Consider the following 17478-nt stretch of genomic DNA (forward strand, 5'->3'; position numbering starts at 1 on the left):
CCAAGCGATGCACAACCAACACTCTCCCCACATCGATCAAGCGACCATCGACCGCTGGCAGGCGGATGGCGCGGTGTTATTAAAAGGCGTCTTTACCCCCTGGGTCGATCGCCTCGCCGAGGGGGTCACGGCGCTGATGGCCAGCCCCAGCGAGTATGGTCATGCGCGCACGGTGATCCCCAAAGATGGCTCGCCGCCTTTTTTTCAGGACTACTGCAACTGGTCGCGGATCCCGGCGTTTAGCGAGTTTGTCTTCCAGTCGGCCGCCGCCGAGATCGCCGCGGCGCTGATGCAGTCGCAGACGGCGAAATTTTTCCATGAACATACGCTGGTCAAACCGGCCGGAGGCAGCACGGTGACTCCCTGGCATCATGACCAGCCTTACTATTGCGTCTCCGGCAGGCAGAACGTCAGCTTCTGGATCCCGCTGGACCCGGTGGCGGAGGCCACCTCGCTGCGCTGCATTCGCGGGTCGCATCGCTGGGAGGAGGAGTTCAGTCCTACCCGTTTCAATGGCACTAAGCTTTACGAGCACACCCGGTTCAGCACCCTGCCGGATATCGACGCCCATGAGGACGAATACGATATCGTCAGCTGGGCGCTGGAGCCGGGGGATGCGGTGGCCTTCCATTTCCGCACCGTCCATGGCGCCCGCGGCAACCCCGGCGCGCGGGCGCGACGGGTCTTCTCCGCCCGTTGGGTGGGGGATGACGCCGCGTTTGCCGATCGCGGCGGCGTGACGTCGCCACCGTTCCCCGAGCTGACCCTGCGGGACGGCGACCCGCTGGATTCCCCGCTGTTCCCCCAGGTTTGGCCGCGGGCGTGAGCCACTGGCGGCGGGATCTGCTATGATCCCGCCTTTCGCTGTCTGGAGCCTGTCGATGTTCAACGACGCCATTGTTTATGACCGCTACGGGCCGCCGGCCGCCGTGCTGACCCTGAAACGCCTGCCGCTGGCGCCGCTGGCAGGCGGACGGGTGCGGGTCAGGATGCGCTATGCCCCGGTGAATCCCTCGGATCTGATCCCCGTGACCGGCGCCTATCGCCACCGCACCCGACTGCCGGCCGTCGCTGGTTATGAAGGCCTTGGCGAGGTGGTCGCCGCGCCATACGGCAGCCGGCTGTCCGCGGGACAGCGGGTGCTACCTCTGCGCGGGGGCGGCACCTGGCAGCGGTTTATCGATCTGGATGAGACCTGGCTGGTGCCGGTGCCGCCAGCGGTTGACGATCTGCTGGCCGCCCGCGGGTATATCAATCCGCTGACGGCTATGCTGATGCTCAAGCGCTGGCCGGTTGCCGGAAAACACCTTGTGCTGACCGCGGCATCGTCCTCCTGCGCCAGCCTGCTGGGACAGTGGGCGCTGGCGATGGGCGCCCGCTCGGTGAGCGGGATTATTCGCTCGCCGCAGCACCGGGCGCGCCTGGAACAGGCCGGGATCTATCCGATCCTCGATACCGACCGGGCGCTGATGGAGAAGGTCAGCCAGCACAGCGATCTGGTGTTTGACGCGGTGGGCGGCGAACTGGCGAATACGCTGCTGTCGGTGCTGCCCGCATCGTCGACCCTGATCTCCTATGGTTTATTATCCGGGCGGCCGCTGACCCAGACGCGCGGTAGCGCGACGGTGCGCAAGTTTCATCTGCGGGAGGCGTTGCCGACACTCAGCGTGGCGGCGTGGCGGGCGGCGTTTGACGAGATTTGGCTGCGCTTGCCAGTGACCACCCAGCCGCCGGCCCAGCGTATAGCGTTGAACGACTGGCGGGAGGCGATTGCCGCCGCCGACCAACCGGGAAGAGGCGGTAAAATCCTGCTCGATTTCACCGCCGGTTAAGATTACTTTTTCTTCTCGCCAAGGGTTGGGGTTTCGTCAAAGAAGTTCCACGGCTTCAGCAGGGCGTGCGCCCATTCGGTCGGCATGATCGGCCACTCTTCGGCGCGCGCGACGTGGGTGGTGCCGGTGGTGATCCACACGACGTCGTCGTGGTTTGTCAGCGACTCATCATCCTGCGCATACTGCCCTAAGCCGGTATCCTGGGCGGAACGGTTAGGGTATTTCCCTTCCGGATAACGCTCTGTCGGGTGGTAGCGCGTCACCCACAGCTGTTTATCCATAAAGCTCAGGCGATGGTAGATCCACTCGTCCGGGGCGAACTTCGCGCCGGTCGCCGCCGGATGCGTGCCGCCGGCGTAAGGGATAATCTGATAAGAGACCGGGTTGCCCATGCGGTTCTCTTTGCTGGTATTGCTCAGCAGGCGAATGGTGCCAGGGTCGAATTTCTGCGCCGCTTTCTGCTCGCTGTCAATGGTGTACTGATTCACCTGCATGGTACTGGTGCGCGGGCCACCGGCGGTGTTGGGCTTCACTTCAGGATCCATCGCCACCAGGGTGTTGTTTTCGCCGTCCACGTCGAGGTCGAGGCGGAAGTTATAGATGTGCTGGTGGGTGGTGCCGACAATATTATGGTCGATCAGCGTCCCGTAGCGGGTATCCTCTTTGGCGCTGGGGTCGTGCATGGTCTTCGCCATCACGCCTTTGACGGCTTCAATCCCGGTGGCGCCGGCATCGATACCGATGGTGCCGTTGTCGTGGAACACCCAGTCAAAGATATAATCATAGTTCCCGACGGTACTGATCCAGCGTACCACCAGTTCCCGGCGTTCGGTGCTGACGTTGGGCTTGCCCATCTCCAGGTGCTTATATTCCGGCCCGGCATAGCGTTCGAATATGGCGACCGCGCCTGGAATCGTGGTCGGTTTGCCGGTGTAATCGGCGATGGTTTCATCCAGCAGCACCGCATTCGATGGCGCATCTTTACCTCGCACAATCGGCGATGTCAGGGTGCCCATGCCGTAATCGCCGGAGTCCAGATAGGCTTTGAAATACCAGCCGACGTCCGGGTCGCCGTAGGGAACGATCATCCCACCGAGGGAACCTTCATACATCACCTGGCGTTTTTTGCCGTTATCGTTGTAGGTCACCGTCGAGAGAATTGGCCCGACGCGTGAGTTCAGGCGCAGGTGGAAATCCCAGTTCTGCCAGTGAATGGTATCCCCGGTGATTGTGTAGTTTTTGCCTTCCGGTTCGGTTATCTCCAGCGGTTTCACCGCCGGGGCGTTGCGGTCGCGGCCATCATACGGACGGGGCTCCATCGGTACCGGGATAACCGGGCCTTCCTCAATTTTGATAATTTTCTTCGCTTCAAGGTCGACCACCGCCACCAGGTTTTCAATCGGGTGCGCCCAGTAGTTGCCGTCGCCGGTATCGAGATAACTGACCACCTTCAGCAGACGCGCATCCTGCTGCAGGCCATCTTTGCCATCAAAATAGCCGACGGTGAGCGGGGTGGTGACCACTTTACTGGGATCGGTAATACCGTGCTTTTTCAGCACCTCAGCGAACTCGCTGCTGGCATTGATGATGTTCTGCACGCTGACGAAGTCATCGAGCAGTACCATCCCGTGGGCGCCTTTAACTGGCGTCCAGGAGAGAATTTTTTTGTTTTGCAGATCGACGACGGCTTCAATCACGTGTTTACCATCCAGCATCACCACATCGGCGGTGCGCGGGGCGTCAACGGGTGTTCCCTGCAGGGCAAAGGCCCACACCGCCGCTTTATCCGGCTCGTGCAGGGAAATTTCGGTAAAGCGGGTATTGGGCTGGAATTCCGGCGCGGCTTTAACAATGGTCACCGCTTCACTGATTTCCGCCGCCGAGAGCGAGTTTAACGGGTGAGGGCGCTTTTCCACCTGGAAGGTCTGATCGAGACCGGACTGGAAGACATCGTTGATAAAGGTATCGGAGACCCAGGCTTTACCTTCCTTCATCACCACCGGCACCGGTAGATCCAGGGGTTTACCGTTGACGATCGCGGTTTTGGCGCCGGGCTTCACTTTGACGTAAGCGCCGTCTTTTATCAGGGTAAACATTTGCGCGTAGTCATCCCACTGGACATCGGCGCCGAACGCCTGCAGCGTTTTATCCAGCGGTACCATGTGGGCTTCGCTGCCGTGGGCGAAGACCGGTGATTGCCAGGCGCAAACCACCGCGACGGCCAGCGCCAGCGCGGTTTTACGAGGAGAAAATTTCAAGCCGTTTGCCATAGTGACCTCATCTTATTGTTGTGTTGTCTCTTGCCGCTGCGAATGTCGGCTTTGTCACCCTTAAGCTACCAGCCAGCGGCGCCGGGGCGTTTGTTTGCTTTTGCCAGCTTGTTTGTCAGTTTTGCCAGACGGACGTAAAAAATGCCTCCGCAGAGGCATTGAGAACGTGCGCTGATTTTTTTGCCGGGTGGCGGCTGACGCCTTACCCGGCCTACCCAACCGGGTCTGACTGTCTGTAGGCCCGCGCAAGCGCAGCGCCGCCGGGCAAGATACCAGGCACGGTACCCGTGATGTCGCCGGGTGGCGACTGGCCGCCCCCTGTGCGCTCCCTGCGCCATGAGTGACATAACGCAGACGATTAATCGGGAGCGCAATGTGCGCTGAAGCCACAGATAACATAAAGGACTTCCCGGGGCGAAACCGTTGCAAACCGATTGCAGGATCAATGGCTCAAGGATCGGCCAACAGAGCGCCAGCGGTCTATTTTCCGCTATTACGCCGGAAAATCCCCTTGCTGGCGCGCCACCAGGGTCAGAATGGAATACAGCGCCACCGCCTGCTGGTGCTGGTTGAAAATCTCCACCGCCCATTCCACCACGCCGGTGGCTTTCTCATCGGCGCTACGCTGACGCTTAACGGTTTTACGCTTACAGGTCAGGCGAACCTGAATGGTGTCTCCCGGTTTGACCGGCTCAATAAAGCGCAGGTTTTCCATCCCGTAGTTGGCGATAACCGGCCCGACGCCGGCATCGACGAACAGCCCGGCCGCAGCGGAGATCAGGAAATAACCGTGGACCACCCGCTCGCCGAAAATCGACTCGGCGGCGGCGATTTTGTCCATGTGCGCATAGAAATGGTCGCCGCTCAGGCAGGCGAAGTTAACGATATCCGCTTCGGTGAGGGTTCTCCGCGGGGTTAATAAGCTATCGCCAGGCTGGATCTCTTCGAAGTATTTACGGAACGGGTGAATGCGGTCTTCGCTAACCTGCGCGCCACGCACCCACTGCTGGCCGATGGTCGCCAGCATCGTTGGGCTGCCCTGGACCGCGGTACGCTGCATATAGTGTTTCACCGAGCGCAGCCCGCCAAGCTCTTCTCCGCCGCCCGCGCGGCCAGGGCCGCCGTGTACCAGCTGCGGCAGCGGCGAGCCGTGGCCGGTCGACTCTGCCGAGGACTCCTCGTTAAGGATCTGAATACGACCATGGGCGCGCGCGGCGCCAAGGATAAACTCGCGCGCCAGCTCGCCGCTGGCGGTGACCAGCGTACCAGCCAGACTGCCACCGCCGGCGCGTGCCAGCGTGAGCGCATGCTGGCGGTCGCGATACGGCATCAGCGTCGCTACCGGGCCAAAGGCTTCAATGGCGTGAACCTCTGGCGTTTCATCCGGCTGCGGGCAGTACAGCAGGGTCGGCGGGAAGAACGCGCCATCAGCATTAAGATCTGCCTGTCCGCCGAGCAGCGCTTCACAGCCGGCGGCGATCAGTTTATTGACGTTATCCTGCACATCCTGACGCTGTTCGCGATTAACCAGGGCCCCCATCTTAATGCCCTCCTGCGCAGGGTCACCGACGGTTACTTTATGCAGGCGGGAGATCAGTGCATCGCTAACCGCATTAATCTGAGCCAGTGGCACGATGATTCTGCGGATAGCGGTACATTTTTGCCCGGCTTTCGCCGTCATCTCGCGGACCACTTCCCGAATAAACAGCGCGAATTCCGGTTGCTCCGGGGTGACATCTTCGCCTAAAACGCAGCAGTTGAGCGAATCTGCTTCCATGGTAAAGGGAATCGATTTGGCCACCAGGTTAGGATGCGACCGTAGCTGCTGGCCGGTGGCGGCAGAGCCGGTAAAGGTCACCACGTCCTGGCTATCGAGATGGTCGAGAAGATCGCCCGCGCCGCCGCAAATCAGGCTGATGGCGCCTTCCGGCACCAGGCCGCTGTCGACAATCGCTTTCACCATCGCCTGGGTAAGCTGGGCGGTAGCGGTGGCCGGTTTAATGATCGCCGGCATGCCGGCAAGCCAGGTCGGCGCCAGTTTTTCCAGCATTCCCCAGCAGGGGAAGTTGAAGGCGTTGATATGTACGGCGACGCCTGATTTCGAGGTCAGCACGTGACGCGCGGCAAAACCCCCTTGTTTGGAGAGCGGGATGAGCTCGTCCTCCGGCCACAGGCGATCGTCCGGCAATTCGCGACTACCGAGCCCGGCATAGGTGAAAAGGGTGCCGATGCCGCCTTCAATATCCACCCAGCTGTCGGCGCGGGTCGCGCCGGTTTGCGCGGAGATGGCGTAGAACTCGTCTTTCTGCTCCAGCAGCCGTTTTGCTACCGCTTTTAACATCGCGCTGCGTTCAATAAAGGTCATGGCTTGCAGACCTTTACCGCCGCGCTCAATCGCGAAGCGGCGCGCCTGCGCCATATCCAGGCCTTCACTGGTCACCTCCCACAGCGCCGCGCCGGTGATGGCGTGATGGATAGTACGGGCGCGCCCCCGGCCGGTCTGCCAGGCGCCGGATAAGTAGCTGGCTAACTGCTGCATCGCAAATCTCCAAATATGTTACGTGTGATATCTATAAATAGTTCTTTTATGAATCATAAAAATCAAGCCTGTATTTAATAATTTATTAACATTGTGATCGGCGGCTGGTGGGGCGTTGCGTTTATACTACTGATTTATCAGCTGTTTACAAAAGGTTTTGCGGTTATCATCACAAAAGGAGCAAACAAAATTTGTGGTTTTATTTAACCAATATGTAACCTTCAATAAACAAAGTGATTCACATAAATGTTTTTGTTGTTAATATCGGAATCATAAAGGTGATGACGTGACAGAAGAACAACGCTTTGACCAGCGCATCGCGCAGGAAACGGCCATCGAACCGCAGGACTGGATGCCGGATGCCTACCGTAAGACCTTGATTCGGCAGATAGGCCAGCACGCGCACTCGGAAATCGTCGGCATGCTGCCGGAAGGCAACTGGATCACCCGCGCGCCGACGCTGCGCCGCAAAGCGATCCTGCTGGCTAAGGTACAGGATGAGGCCGGGCATGGGCTTTATCTCTATAGCGCCGCGGAAACGCTGGGCTGCGCGCGGGAAGACCTGTATCAGAAAATGCTCGACGGGCAGATGAAATATTCCTCCATTTTTAACTACCCGACCCTGAGCTGGGCGGATATCGGCGTGATCGGCTGGCTGGTCGATGGCGCGGCCATCGTCAACCAGGTGGCGCTGTGCCGGACCTCCTATGGCCCCTATGCCCGGGCGATGGTCAAAATCTGCAAAGAAGAGAGCTTTCACCAGCGTCAGGGTTTTGAAGCCTGCATGGCGCTGGCGCAGGGCAATGACGTGCAGCGGCAGATGCTGCAGGACGCCATTAACCGTTTCTGGTGGCCGGCGCTGATGATGTTTGGCCCCAACGATGACAACTCGCCGAACAGCGCCCGCAGCATGGCGTGGAAAATCAAACTGCACTCCAACGACGAGCTACGTCAGCGCTTCGTCGATAACACCGTGCCGCAGGTAGAGATCCTCGGTATGACCGTCCCGGACCCGGATTTGCAGTTTGATGAAGCCAGCGGCCACTACCGCTTCGGCGAAATCGACTGGCAGGAATTTAACGAGGTGATTAGCGGCCGTGGGATTTGCAATCACGAGCGGCTGGCCGCCAAGCGTAAGGCCTGGGAAGAGGGCGAGTGGGTGCGCGAGGCCGCGCTGGCCCATGCGCAAAAACAGCAGGCCCGCAGCGCGGCATGAGGAGAGACAACATGAGCAAAGTTTACTGGCCGTTATATGAAGTGTTCGTTCGCAGCAAACAGGGGTTATCCCATCGTCACGTCGGCAGTCTGCACGCCGCTGATGATCAAATGGCGCTGGAGAATGCCCGCGATGCTTATACCCGCCGCAGCGAAGGCTGCTCAATTTGGGTGGTGAAGGCCAGCGAAATCGTTGCTTCGCAGCCGGAAGAGCGCGGCGAATTCTTCGACCCGGCGGAAAGCAAAGTCTACCGTCATCCGACTTTCTATACCGTGCCGGATGGCATGGAACATATGTGAGGCGGCGATGAATACCCCTAACCCCGTAGCCACCTACGCCCTGCGGCTTGGCGACAATGGTCTGGTTCTGGCCCAGCGTTTAGGCGCCTGGTGCGGCCATGCTCCCGAGCTCGAGATCGATCTTGCGCTGGCCAACATCGGCCTCGACCTGCTCGGCCAGGCGCGCAATTTTTTAAGCTATGCCGCCGAGCTTAACGGCTGCGGCGACGAAGATACGCTGGCTTTTGGTCGCGATGAACGCCAGTACAGCAACCTGCTGCTGGTGGAGCAGCCAAACGGCAATTTTGCCGACACCATCGCCCGCCAGTTCTTTATCGATGTCTGGCACGTCGCCCTGTACAGCCAGCTGGTGAACAGCCGCGACGCGCAGCTGGCGGCCATTGCCGCCAAAGGGCTGAAAGAGGTGCGTTACCACCAGCGCTTCAGCCGCGGCTGGCTGGAGCGTCTGGGTAACGGCACCGAGTTATCAAATCGCAAAATGCAGCAGGCGGTCGACAATCTGTGGCGCTTCACCGGCGAACTGTTCCTTGCCGATGAAGTGGATCTCAGCCTGGTTGAGCAGGGCATTGCGGTTGATCCGCGCGAGCTTCAGGCCGAATGGCAAAGCGCGGTACACACGGCGCTGCTCGACTCCGGCTTACAGATCCCGCAGGAAGCGGCCTTCCGCAGCGGCGGCAAACAGGGGCTGCACAGTGAACATCTCGGCCCGCTGCTGGCGGAGATGCAATATCTGCAGCGTTCGCATCCCGGACTGCAGTGGTAAGTGAGGTGACTATGCAACGTCTTGCCGACATCGCTCCTGCAGAGGTTCGCACCATCTGGGGATTATTAAGCGCGATCCCGGATCCGGAAGTGCCGGTACTCACCATCACCGACCTCGGTATGGTACGCAGCGTCGCGCGTCACGGCGACGGGTGGGTGATTGGCTTTACCCCGACCTATTCGGGCTGTCCGGCGACGGAGCATCTGCTGGGCGAGATCCGTACGGTCATGAGCGAGCATGGCTTTCTGCCGGTGCATATCGTCCTGCAGCTGGATCCGCCGTGGACCACCGACTGGATGAGTCAGGATGCTCGCGAGCGCCTGCGCCAGTACGGCATCAGCCCGCCCCAGGGGCACGCCTGCCATGCGGACATGCCCGCTGAGGTGAGCTGTCCGCGCTGCGGCAGCACCCATACTTCGCTGATTAGCGAATTCGGTTCCACGGCCTGCAAAGCGCTCTATCGCTGCGACAGCTGCCGGGAACCTTTTGATTACTTTAAATGTATTTGAGGTTGCCATGACGACGTTCCATTCGCTTAAGGTGGCGAGAGTCGAGCCGGAAACCCGCGATGCGGTGACCATCACTTTTGCGATTCCGCAAGCCCTGCAGGCGGAATACTGTTTTCGCCCGGGCCAGCATCTGACGCTAAAAGCCCGTCTGGGCGGCGAAGAACTGCGCCGCTGTTACTCCATTTGTCGCAGCCGCACGCCAGGCGAAATTAGCGTCGCGGTCAAAGCCATCGACGGCGGGCGCTTCTCGCGCTACGCCCAGCACGATATCCAGCAGGGTATGGAGCTGGAAGTGATGGTGCCGCAGGGGCATTTCGGTTATCAACCGCAGGCCGAACGGCAGGGTGAGTATCTGGCGATTGCCGCCGGTTCCGGGATCACGCCGATGATGGCGATCATTAGCGCGACGCTGGCGACCGAGCCGCAAAGCCGCTTTACGCTGATCTACGGCAACCGCAGCAGCCATAGCATGATGTTCCGCCAGGCGCTGGCCGATTTAAAAGACCGCTATCCGCAGCGCCTGCAGGTGATACACCTGTTTAGCCAGGAGTCGATGGACAGCGATCTGCTACAGGGGCGCATTGACGGCGACAAACTGCGCCAGCTCGCTGACCATCTGCTGGATTTCAGCCGTTTCGACGAGGCCTTTATCTGCGGGCCGGCGGTGATGATGGACGAGGCGGAAGCGACGTTACGTGAACTTGGCGTAGCGGAGAAATCGATTCATCTCGAACGCTTTAATACCCCAGGCGGCAATGTGAAGCGGGCCGCTGGAGTGCAGGCGGAAGGGCGCACGGTGACCATCCGCCAGGACGGGCGCGATCGGCTTATCGCCCTCAGCGCCGAAGACGACAGCATCCTGGATGCCGCATTGCGTCAGGGCGCCGATCTGCCGTTCGCCTGTAAGGGCGGGGTATGCGCCACCTGTAAATGCAAAGTGCTACGCGGTGAAGTGGCGATGGCCGCCAATTACAGCCTGGAAGCGGATGAGCTGGCGGCGGGCTACGTGCTGAGCTGCCAGTCGTTGCCGACCAGCGGCGATGTAGTGGTCGACTTTGACGCGCGGGGGATGGCATGAGTGACCTGCTGATCCACCGTCATGGCCGGGCGCTTCAGTTGACGCTGAACCGCCCGCAGGCCCGCAACGCGCTGAACAATGCCTTATTAACCCAGATTGCCGAGGTGCTGGAGTCCGCGGCAGTTGATGACAGCGTCGGCGTCTGCGTTATCAGCGGTAACGCGCGTTTTTTCGCCGCCGGGGCTGACCTCAATGAAATGGCGGAAAAAGATCTGCCTGCCACCCTTGATGATATTCGCCCACGGTTATGGGCGCGAATCGATGCCTTTACTAAACCGCTCATCGCTTCGGTCAACGGCTACGCGCTCGGTGCCGGCTGCGAGCTGGCTCTGCTGTGCGACCTGATTGTCGCCGGCGACAACGCCCGCTTTGGCCTGCCGGAAATTACCCTCGGCATTATGCCGGGCGCTGGCGGCACCCAGCGGCTGATCCGCAGCGTTGGCAAGGCGCTGGCCAGCCGGATGGTGCTGAGCGGCGAGAGTATTGACGCCCGCCAGGCGCAACAGGCCGGGCTGGTCAGCGATATCCATCCGGCGGCTTTAACCGATGAGTATGCCCTGAAACTGGCAACCACCATTGCCCGCCATTCGCCGCTGGCGCTACGGGCGGCAAAACAGTCGCTGCGCCTGTCGCAGGAAGTCAGCCTGCAGGCTGGTCTGCAACAGGAGCGCCAGCTGTTTAGCCTGCTGAGCGCCACCGAGGACCGCCGCGAAGGCATCGACGCCTTCTTACAAAAACGTACACCGGAATTTAAAGGACGCTAATCGTGGAAGCTTTCATTCTCAGCGCAGTGGAACAGGGCGTCATGACCATTACCCTCAATCGCCCGGACCGCCTCAACAGTTTTAACGACCTGATGCATCAACAGCTGGCGGAATGTCTGAAGCAGGCCGAGCGTGATGACGGCGTACGTTGCTTGCTGATCACCGGCGCCGGTCGCGGCTTTTGCGCCGGCCAGGATTTGAACGATCGCAATGTCGACCCCAGCGGCCCGCCGCCGGATCTCGGCCTGTCGGTAGAACGCTTTTACAACCCGTTAGTGCGCCGTCTGGCGGCGCTGCCGAAGCCGGTTATCTGCGCGGTCAACGGTGTGGCCGCCGGCGCTGGCGCCACCCTGGCGCTGGGCTGCGATATCGTGCTGGCCGCGCGTTCGGCCAAATTTGTGATGGCGTTCAGCAAGCTCGGCCTGGTGCCGGACTGCGGCGGTAGCTGGTTCCTGCCGCGGGTGGCCGGCCGCGCTCGCGCGATGGGGCTGGCACTGCTGGGCGATAGCCTCAGCGCGGAACAGGCCGCGCAGTGGGGGATTATCTGGCAACTGGTGGACGATTCAGAACTGGCGGATACCAGTCTGCAACTGGCGCGCCATCTGGCGGCGCAACCGACGTTTGGTCTTGGGCTGATTAAAAAGGCGCTGCTGGCTTCTGAAACCAACAGTCTTGATGCGCAGCTGGATCTTGAGCGCGATTATCAGCGCCTGGCCGGGCGCAGCGATGATTACCGCGAAGGGGTCAGCGCGTTTCTGGCCAAGCGGCCACCACAGTTCAGCGGGAAATAGGCCATGACAACATCCTTAGCCACCGTGGCGGTGATTGGCAGCGGCACCATGGGAGCCGGTATTGCCGAAGTAGCCGCTGCCGCCGGACATCCGGTGCGTATTTTCGATATTAATCAAACCGCGATTGCCCAGGCGATCGACGGCATTGCTATGCGTCTGGCATCGCGGGTCGAGCGCGGCAAACTGGCGTCAGAGCAGGCCGACGCGCTGCTGGCGCGCCTGCATCCGGCCCACGATTTAGCCGCGCTTGCCGACGCGGATTTAGTAATTGAAGCGGCCTCTGAACGGTTGGAGGTCAAAACGGCGCTGTTCGCACAGCTGGCGGAGATCTGCGCGCCGTCAACGTTGTTGACCAGTAACACTTCGTCTATTTCGATTACCGCCATCGCCGCCGGGGTCAAAAACCCGGAGCGGGTGGCCGGGCTGCACTTTTTTAATCCGGCGCCGGTGATGAAGCTGGTCGAGGTGGTCAGCGGCCTGGAGACGTCTGCTGAGGTGGTAGAGCAGCTGTGCCAGTGCGTAAGCGGCTGGGGGAAACAGCCGGTACGCTGCCGCTCAACGCCGGGATTTATCGTTAACCGCGTAGCGCGTCCGTTCTACGCTGAGGCCTGGCGCGCGCTGGAAGAACAGGTTGCCGCTCCTGAGGTTATCGATGCCGCTTTGCGTGACGGCGGCGGTTTTCCGATGGGACCGTTGGCGTTGACTGACCTGATTGGCCAGGACGTCAACTTCGCTGTGACCTGTTCGGTGTTTAACGCCTTCTGGCAGGACCGCCGCTACCTACCATCGCTACTCCAGCAAGAGCTGGCGCTGGCCGGGCGGCTGGGTAAAAAGAGCGGCCACGGCGTCTATCGCTGGCCCGCGGAGACGCAGCCGGACGCGGCGCTGCCGCCGGTATCTACTGGCGCTCAATCCATTACAGCTATAAGTGACAGTGTCACAGAACTCGATGAGCTCTTGTTGCTGGAGACCGAAGGCGAGACCGCGCTGGCGTTAAGCGTTAAGCATCACCGCCCGGTGGTGGTGTATGACCTGTGCGCCAGCGATACGGTGGTGCTGGCCGCAGCGGCGACCAACGCGCCTGCGGCCACTGATAAGGCCGTGCATTACTTCCAACAGCAGGGCAAGAAAGTCCTGCATATTGCCGATTATCCCGGCCTGCTGGTGTGGCGCACGGTGGCGATGCTGATTAACGAAGCGCTGGATGCGCTGCAAAAAGGCGTCGCCAGCCCGCAGGATATCGATACCGCGATGCGCCTTGGCGTCAATTATCCGCACGGCCCGCTGGCATGGGGAGAACGCCTTGGCTGGCGACGGGTGCTGCAACTGCTGGAGAACCTGCAACACCATTATGGCGAGGAGCGCTATCGTCCCTGTTCCCTGTTGCGCCAGAAGGCGCTGATGGAGAAGCACCATGAGCAATGATCCGTGGCGCAACGCGCGCGTGATGTACGAAAAAGATACCTGCGCCAGAAAGATGGGGATTGAACTTATCGAAATGGACGACGGTTTTGCGCAGATGAGCATGACCGTCTTGGCGGACATGCTTAACGGCCATCAGACCTGTCACGGCGGCCAGCTATTTACGCTCGCCGATACCGCTTTCGCTTACGCCTGTAACAGCCAGGGGCTGGCGGCGGTGGCTTCGGCGGCAAACATTGATTTTCTTCGTCCGGCGTTTGCCGGCGACCGGCTGGTCGCCACCGCCCGAGTCAAACAGCAGGGCAAGCTGACCGGCGTCTACGACATCGAAATTGTTAATCAACAGCAAAAGATTGTGGCCCTGTTCCGCGGCAAATCGCACCGCATCGGCGGCACAATCACGGGAGAAGTGTAATGCGCGACGCCTTTATTTGTGACGGGATCCGCACGCCGATTGGCCGCTACGGCGGAGCGCTGGCCGGCGTCCGCGCCGACGATCTGGCGGCGATCCCGCTACGTGAGTTGCTGAGCCGTAACCCCGGGCTCGACCCGGCAGCGATTGATGATGTGATTTTCGGTTGTGCTAACCAGGCCGGTGAAGATAACCGCAACGTAGCGCATATGGCGACGTTGTTGGCAGGTTATCCGCATAGCGTGCCGGGCACCACGATTAACCGCTTGTGCGGATCGGGTCTGGATGCAATCGGTTTTGCCGCCAGGGCGATCAAAGCCGGCGATTCCGATCTGTTGATTGCCGGCGGCGTGGAATCGATGTCTCGCGCGCCGTTCGTGATGGGAAAAGCCAGCGCGCCTTATCAGCGTCAGGCGGAACTCTTCGATACCACGATTGGCTGGCGTTTTGTGAACCCGCTCATGGCGCAACACTTCGGAACTGACAGCATGCCGGAAACGGCCGAGAATGTAGCTGAATTGTTAAATATCAGCCGGATCGATCAGGACGCTTTCGCCTGGCGCAGCCAGCAGCGTACGGCGCAGGCCCAGCGCGACGGCATTCTGGCGCAGGAGATCGTGCCGGTGCAGATCATCGGCAAGAAAGGGGCGGTCAGCGCGGTACGCGATGATGAGCATCCCCGCCCGGAAACCACGCTTGAGCAGCTGGCGAAACTGAAAGCGCCGTTCCGCCAGGGCGGCGTCATTACCGCGGGCAATGCTTCCGGCGTCAACGATGGCGCCGCGGCGCTGATCATCGCCAGCGAACAGCAGGCCGCTATCCAGGGGCTCACGCCGCGGGCGCGTATCGTGGCGATGGCGACGGCGGGTGTTGAACCGCGCCTGATGGGGCTGGGGCCGGTACCGGCGGTGCGTAAAGTGCTGGAGCGAGCCGGGCTCAATATTAACGATATGGATCTGATTGAGCTGAATGAGGCCTTCGCCGCGCAGGCGCTGGGGGTGCTCAGACAGCTCGGCGTGCCGGATGATGCGGCGCATGTGAATCCCAACGGCGGCGCCATCGCGTTAGGCCATCCGCTGGGCATGAGCGGCGCGCGACTGGCGCTGAGCGCCAGCCTTGAGCTGCAACGCCGGGGCGGGCGCTATGCGCTGTGTACGATGTGTATTGGCGTGGGTCAGGGCATTGCCATGATCCTCGAGCGAGTGTGAGCTAATTTACCTGCGAGTACCCTACAATGATAACTACTACAAAATTAGATCCGATTGAAACCGCATCGCGTGACGAACTGCAGGCCCTGCAAACTCAGCGCCTGAAATGGACGCTGAAGCATGCGTATGACAATGTGCCGATGTATCGCCGCAAATTCGACGCCGCCGGCGTGCACCCTGACGACTTTCGGGAATTAAACGATCTGCAAAAATTCCCCTGTACCACCAAACAAGATCTGCGCGACAACTATCCCTTCGATACCTTCGCGGTGCCGATGGAGCAGGTGGTGCGCATTCACGCCTCTTCCGGCACCACCGGCAAACCGACGGTGGTGGGCTACACGCAGAACGATATTGATAACTGGGCCAATATCGTCGCCCGTTCGCTGCGCGCCGCCGGCGGCACGGCGAAAGATAAAATTCACGTCGCCTACGGCTACGGCCTGTTTACCGGCGGCCTTGGCGCGCACTACGGCGCGGAGCGTTTAGGCGCGACGGTGATCCCAATGTCCGGCGGACAGACCGAAAAACAGGCGCAGCTGATCCGCGATTTTCAGCCGGATATGATCATGGTGACGCCGTCCTACTGCCTGAATCTGATTGAAGAGCTTGAGCGCCAGATGGGCGGTGACGCCCGCGGCTGCTCGTTACGCGTCGGCGTGTTTGGCGCCGAGCCGTGGACGCTGGCGATGCGCGCGGAGATCGAGCGCCGCCTGGGGATCACAGCCCTGGATATTTACGGTTTGTCGGAAGTCATGGGGCCGGGCGTAGCGATGGAATGTCTGGAAACCGTTGACGGCCCGACCATCTGGGAAGACCACTTCTTCCCGGAAATCGTCAACCCGGACGACGGTACGCCGCTGGAAGATGGCGAGCATGGCGAACTGCTGTTTACCACGTTGACCAAAGAAGCACTGCCGGTGATCCGCTATCGTACCCGCGATCTGACTCGCCTGCTGCCGGGCACCGCGCGGACCATGCGCCGCATGGATCGCATCAGCGGGCGCAGCGACGATATGCTGATTATCCGCGGAGTTAACGTCTTCCCCTCGCAGCTGGAAGAGGAGATCCTCAAGTTTGAACACCTGGCGCCGCACTATCAGTTAGAGGTCAATCGCCGCGGTCATCTTGATTCGCTGGCGGTGCGCGTTGAACTGAAAGAGAGCGGGCTGGCGTTAAGTCATGAACAACGCTGCCAGATTTGCCATCAGTTGCGTCACCGCATTAAGTCGATGGTCGGGATCTCTACCGATATTACTATCGTCAACTGCGGCACCATTCCTCGCTCGGAAGGGAAAGCCTGTCGGGTATTCGACCTGCGTAAAGCGGTGGTCAGCGGTTAATTCTCTCCCCGGTAGCCCGGCTGAGGCCTTTACGCCGTAAGCCGGGAATTTCCTGTGCTATGATTCATAAAGGAAAATAATAACAACAGAATGAATCAGATGAGTAAACTCGACGCCTTTATTCAACAAGCGGTGACGGCGATGCCGATCAGCGGCACGTCATTAATTGCCTCGCTGTATGGCGACGCCTTATTACAACGCGGTGGGGAAGTGTGGCTGGGCAGCGTTGCGGCGCTGCTGGAAGGATTAGGCTTCGGCGAGCGCTTTGTCCGCACCGCGCTATTTCGCCTCAATAAAGAAGAGTGGCTCGATGTCGTCCGTATCGGCCGGCGCAGCTTCTATCGCCTGAGCGATAAAGGGCTGCGCCTGACCCGGCGCGCGGAACATAAAATTTATCGCGCCAGTGCCCCGGAATGGGACGGTACCTGGCTGCTGCTGCTTTCGGAAGGCCTGGAGAAAAATGTGCTCGCCGACGTCAAAAAGCAGCTGCTGTGGCAGGGCTTTGGCGCGCTGGCGCCCAGCCTGCTGGCCTCGCCGTCGCAAAAACTGGCCGATGTCCAGTCGCTGCTCCACGAAGCGGGCGTCGCCGAAAACGTCATCTGTTTTGAAGCCCATTCGCCGCTGGCGCTCTCCCGTGCGGCGCTGCGCAGCCGCGTGGAGGAGTGCTGGCATCTCACTGAACAAAACGAGATGTATGAATCTTTCATCTCGCTATTCCGACCGTTACTGCCGCTGCTGCGCGACTGCGACCCGGCCGAGCTGACGCCTGAGCGCTGTTTCCAGATCCAGCTGCTGCTGATCCATTTTTATCGCCGGGTGGTGCTCAAAGATCCGCTGCTGCCGGAGGAGCTGCTGCCGGCGCACTGGGCGGGGCAAACCGCCCGCCAGCTGTGTATCAATATTTATCAACGCGTGAATCCCGGCGCGCTGGCGTTCGTCAGCGAGAAAGGGGAAAGCTCGGTGGGCGAGCTTCCGGCGCCGGGCCCGCTCTATTATCAGCGCTTTGGCGGTTTGCCGGGCGCATAAGGAGGT

16 protein-coding genes are annotated in these 17478 nt (G+C 60.5%); 14 read left to right on the forward strand and 2 right to left on the reverse strand.

Features of this window, described 5'->3' with window-relative positions; translation table 11 throughout:
• Window positions 1-7 precede the first annotated feature (7 nt).
• Both NKJ21_RS02700 and NKJ21_RS02705 read left to right on the forward strand, forming a co-directional pair.
• Complete coding sequence (locus NKJ21_RS02700) at window positions 8-826, forward strand: phytanoyl-CoA dioxygenase family protein (RefSeq protein ID WP_012541938.1); 819 nt, start codon at window positions 8-10, stop codon at window positions 824-826.
• A gap of 22 nt (window positions 827-848) precedes the next feature.
• A complete protein-coding gene (locus tag NKJ21_RS02705; protein WP_165454091.1) occupies window positions 849-1832 on the forward strand; it encodes a zinc-dependent alcohol dehydrogenase family protein in 984 nt (327 codons plus the stop codon).
• 2 nt (window positions 1833-1834) lie between these two features.
• Here the strand turns inward: NKJ21_RS02705 and tynA are convergent, their stop codons facing one another.
• Together tynA and paaZ are read right to left on the reverse strand one after the other, a co-directional pair.
• Window positions 1835-4102 (reverse strand): primary-amine oxidase, encoded by a 2268-nt coding sequence (gene tynA, locus NKJ21_RS02710; RefSeq protein WP_254732687.1) that lies wholly within the window; start codon window positions 4100-4102, stop codon window positions 1835-1837.
• A 493-nt stretch (window positions 4103-4595) separates the two neighbouring features.
• Window positions 4596-6641, reverse strand: coding sequence for a phenylacetic acid degradation bifunctional protein PaaZ (paaZ, locus tag NKJ21_RS02715; RefSeq protein WP_039103247.1), 2046 nt, complete (start codon window positions 6639-6641; stop codon window positions 4596-4598).
• A 286-nt stretch (window positions 6642-6927) separates the two neighbouring features.
• Between paaZ and paaA the strand changes: the two genes are divergently transcribed.
• The 12 genes from paaA (at window position 6928) to paaX (ending at window position 17472) form a co-directional block, all read left to right on the forward strand.
• Window positions 6928-7857: a 1,2-phenylacetyl-CoA epoxidase subunit PaaA gene (gene paaA, locus NKJ21_RS02720; protein ID WP_064142373.1), complete on the forward strand. Its 930-nt coding sequence runs from the start codon at window positions 6928-6930 to the stop codon at window positions 7855-7857.
• An 11-nt stretch (window positions 7858-7868) separates the two neighbouring features.
• Complete coding sequence (gene paaB, locus NKJ21_RS02725) at window positions 7869-8156, forward strand: 1,2-phenylacetyl-CoA epoxidase subunit PaaB (protein WP_004224492.1); 288 nt, start codon at window positions 7869-7871, stop codon at window positions 8154-8156.
• A gap of 7 nt (window positions 8157-8163) precedes the next feature.
• Window positions 8164-8919, forward strand: a complete 756-nt coding sequence (gene paaC, locus NKJ21_RS02730; protein ID WP_064170137.1) for a 1,2-phenylacetyl-CoA epoxidase subunit PaaC — start codon at window positions 8164-8166, stop codon at window positions 8917-8919.
• An 11-nt stretch (window positions 8920-8930) separates the two neighbouring features.
• Entirely contained in the window at window positions 8931-9428 is a 498-nt protein-coding gene (paaD, locus tag NKJ21_RS02735) for a 1,2-phenylacetyl-CoA epoxidase subunit PaaD (RefSeq protein ID WP_004224495.1), read from the forward strand.
• 7 nt (window positions 9429-9435) lie between these two features.
• Window positions 9436-10506 carry a 1,2-phenylacetyl-CoA epoxidase subunit PaaE gene (gene paaE, locus NKJ21_RS02740; protein WP_015705611.1) on the forward strand — a complete coding sequence of 357 codons (1071 nt, stop codon included), beginning with the start codon at window positions 9436-9438 and terminating at the stop codon, window positions 10504-10506.
• Window positions 10503-11270, forward strand: coding sequence for a 2,3-dehydroadipyl-CoA hydratase PaaF (paaF, locus tag NKJ21_RS02745; RefSeq protein ID WP_060619073.1), 768 nt, complete (start codon window positions 10503-10505; stop codon window positions 11268-11270). Before paaE ends, paaF begins: the two co-directional genes overlap by 4 nt.
• A 2-nt stretch (window positions 11271-11272) precedes the next feature.
• Window positions 11273-12061 (forward strand): 2-(1,2-epoxy-1,2-dihydrophenyl)acetyl-CoA isomerase PaaG, encoded by a 789-nt coding sequence (paaG, locus tag NKJ21_RS02750; protein WP_032711767.1) that lies wholly within the window; start codon window positions 11273-11275, stop codon window positions 12059-12061.
• Between the two features lie 3 nt (window positions 12062-12064).
• A complete protein-coding gene (gene paaH, locus NKJ21_RS02755; RefSeq protein WP_080928673.1) occupies window positions 12065-13486 on the forward strand; it encodes a 3-hydroxyacyl-CoA dehydrogenase PaaH in 1422 nt (473 codons plus the stop codon).
• Window positions 13476-13898 carry a hydroxyphenylacetyl-CoA thioesterase PaaI gene (gene paaI, locus NKJ21_RS02760; protein WP_040183207.1) on the forward strand — a complete coding sequence of 141 codons (423 nt, stop codon included), beginning with the start codon at window positions 13476-13478 and terminating at the stop codon, window positions 13896-13898. Before paaH ends, paaI begins: the two co-directional genes overlap by 11 nt.
• Window positions 13898-15103 (forward strand): 3-oxoadipyl-CoA thiolase, encoded by a 1206-nt coding sequence (gene pcaF / locus NKJ21_RS02765; RefSeq protein WP_080928672.1) that lies wholly within the window; start codon window positions 13898-13900, stop codon window positions 15101-15103. Before paaI ends, pcaF begins: the two co-directional genes overlap by 1 nt.
• 26 nt (window positions 15104-15129) lie before the next feature.
• Complete coding sequence (gene paaK, locus NKJ21_RS02770) at window positions 15130-16446, forward strand: phenylacetate--CoA ligase PaaK (RefSeq protein WP_022064756.1); 1317 nt, start codon at window positions 15130-15132, stop codon at window positions 16444-16446.
• Between the two features lie 99 nt (window positions 16447-16545).
• Window positions 16546-17472, forward strand: coding sequence for a phenylacetic acid degradation operon negative regulatory protein PaaX (gene paaX, locus NKJ21_RS02775; protein ID WP_162493262.1), 927 nt, complete (start codon window positions 16546-16548; stop codon window positions 17470-17472).
• The last annotated feature ends 6 nt before the right edge of the window (window positions 17473-17478 follow it).

Source organism: Klebsiella sp. SWET4 (genome assembly GCF_024296565.1).
Taxonomy (GTDB): Bacteria; Pseudomonadota; Gammaproteobacteria; order Enterobacterales; family Enterobacteriaceae; genus Klebsiella; species Klebsiella variicola.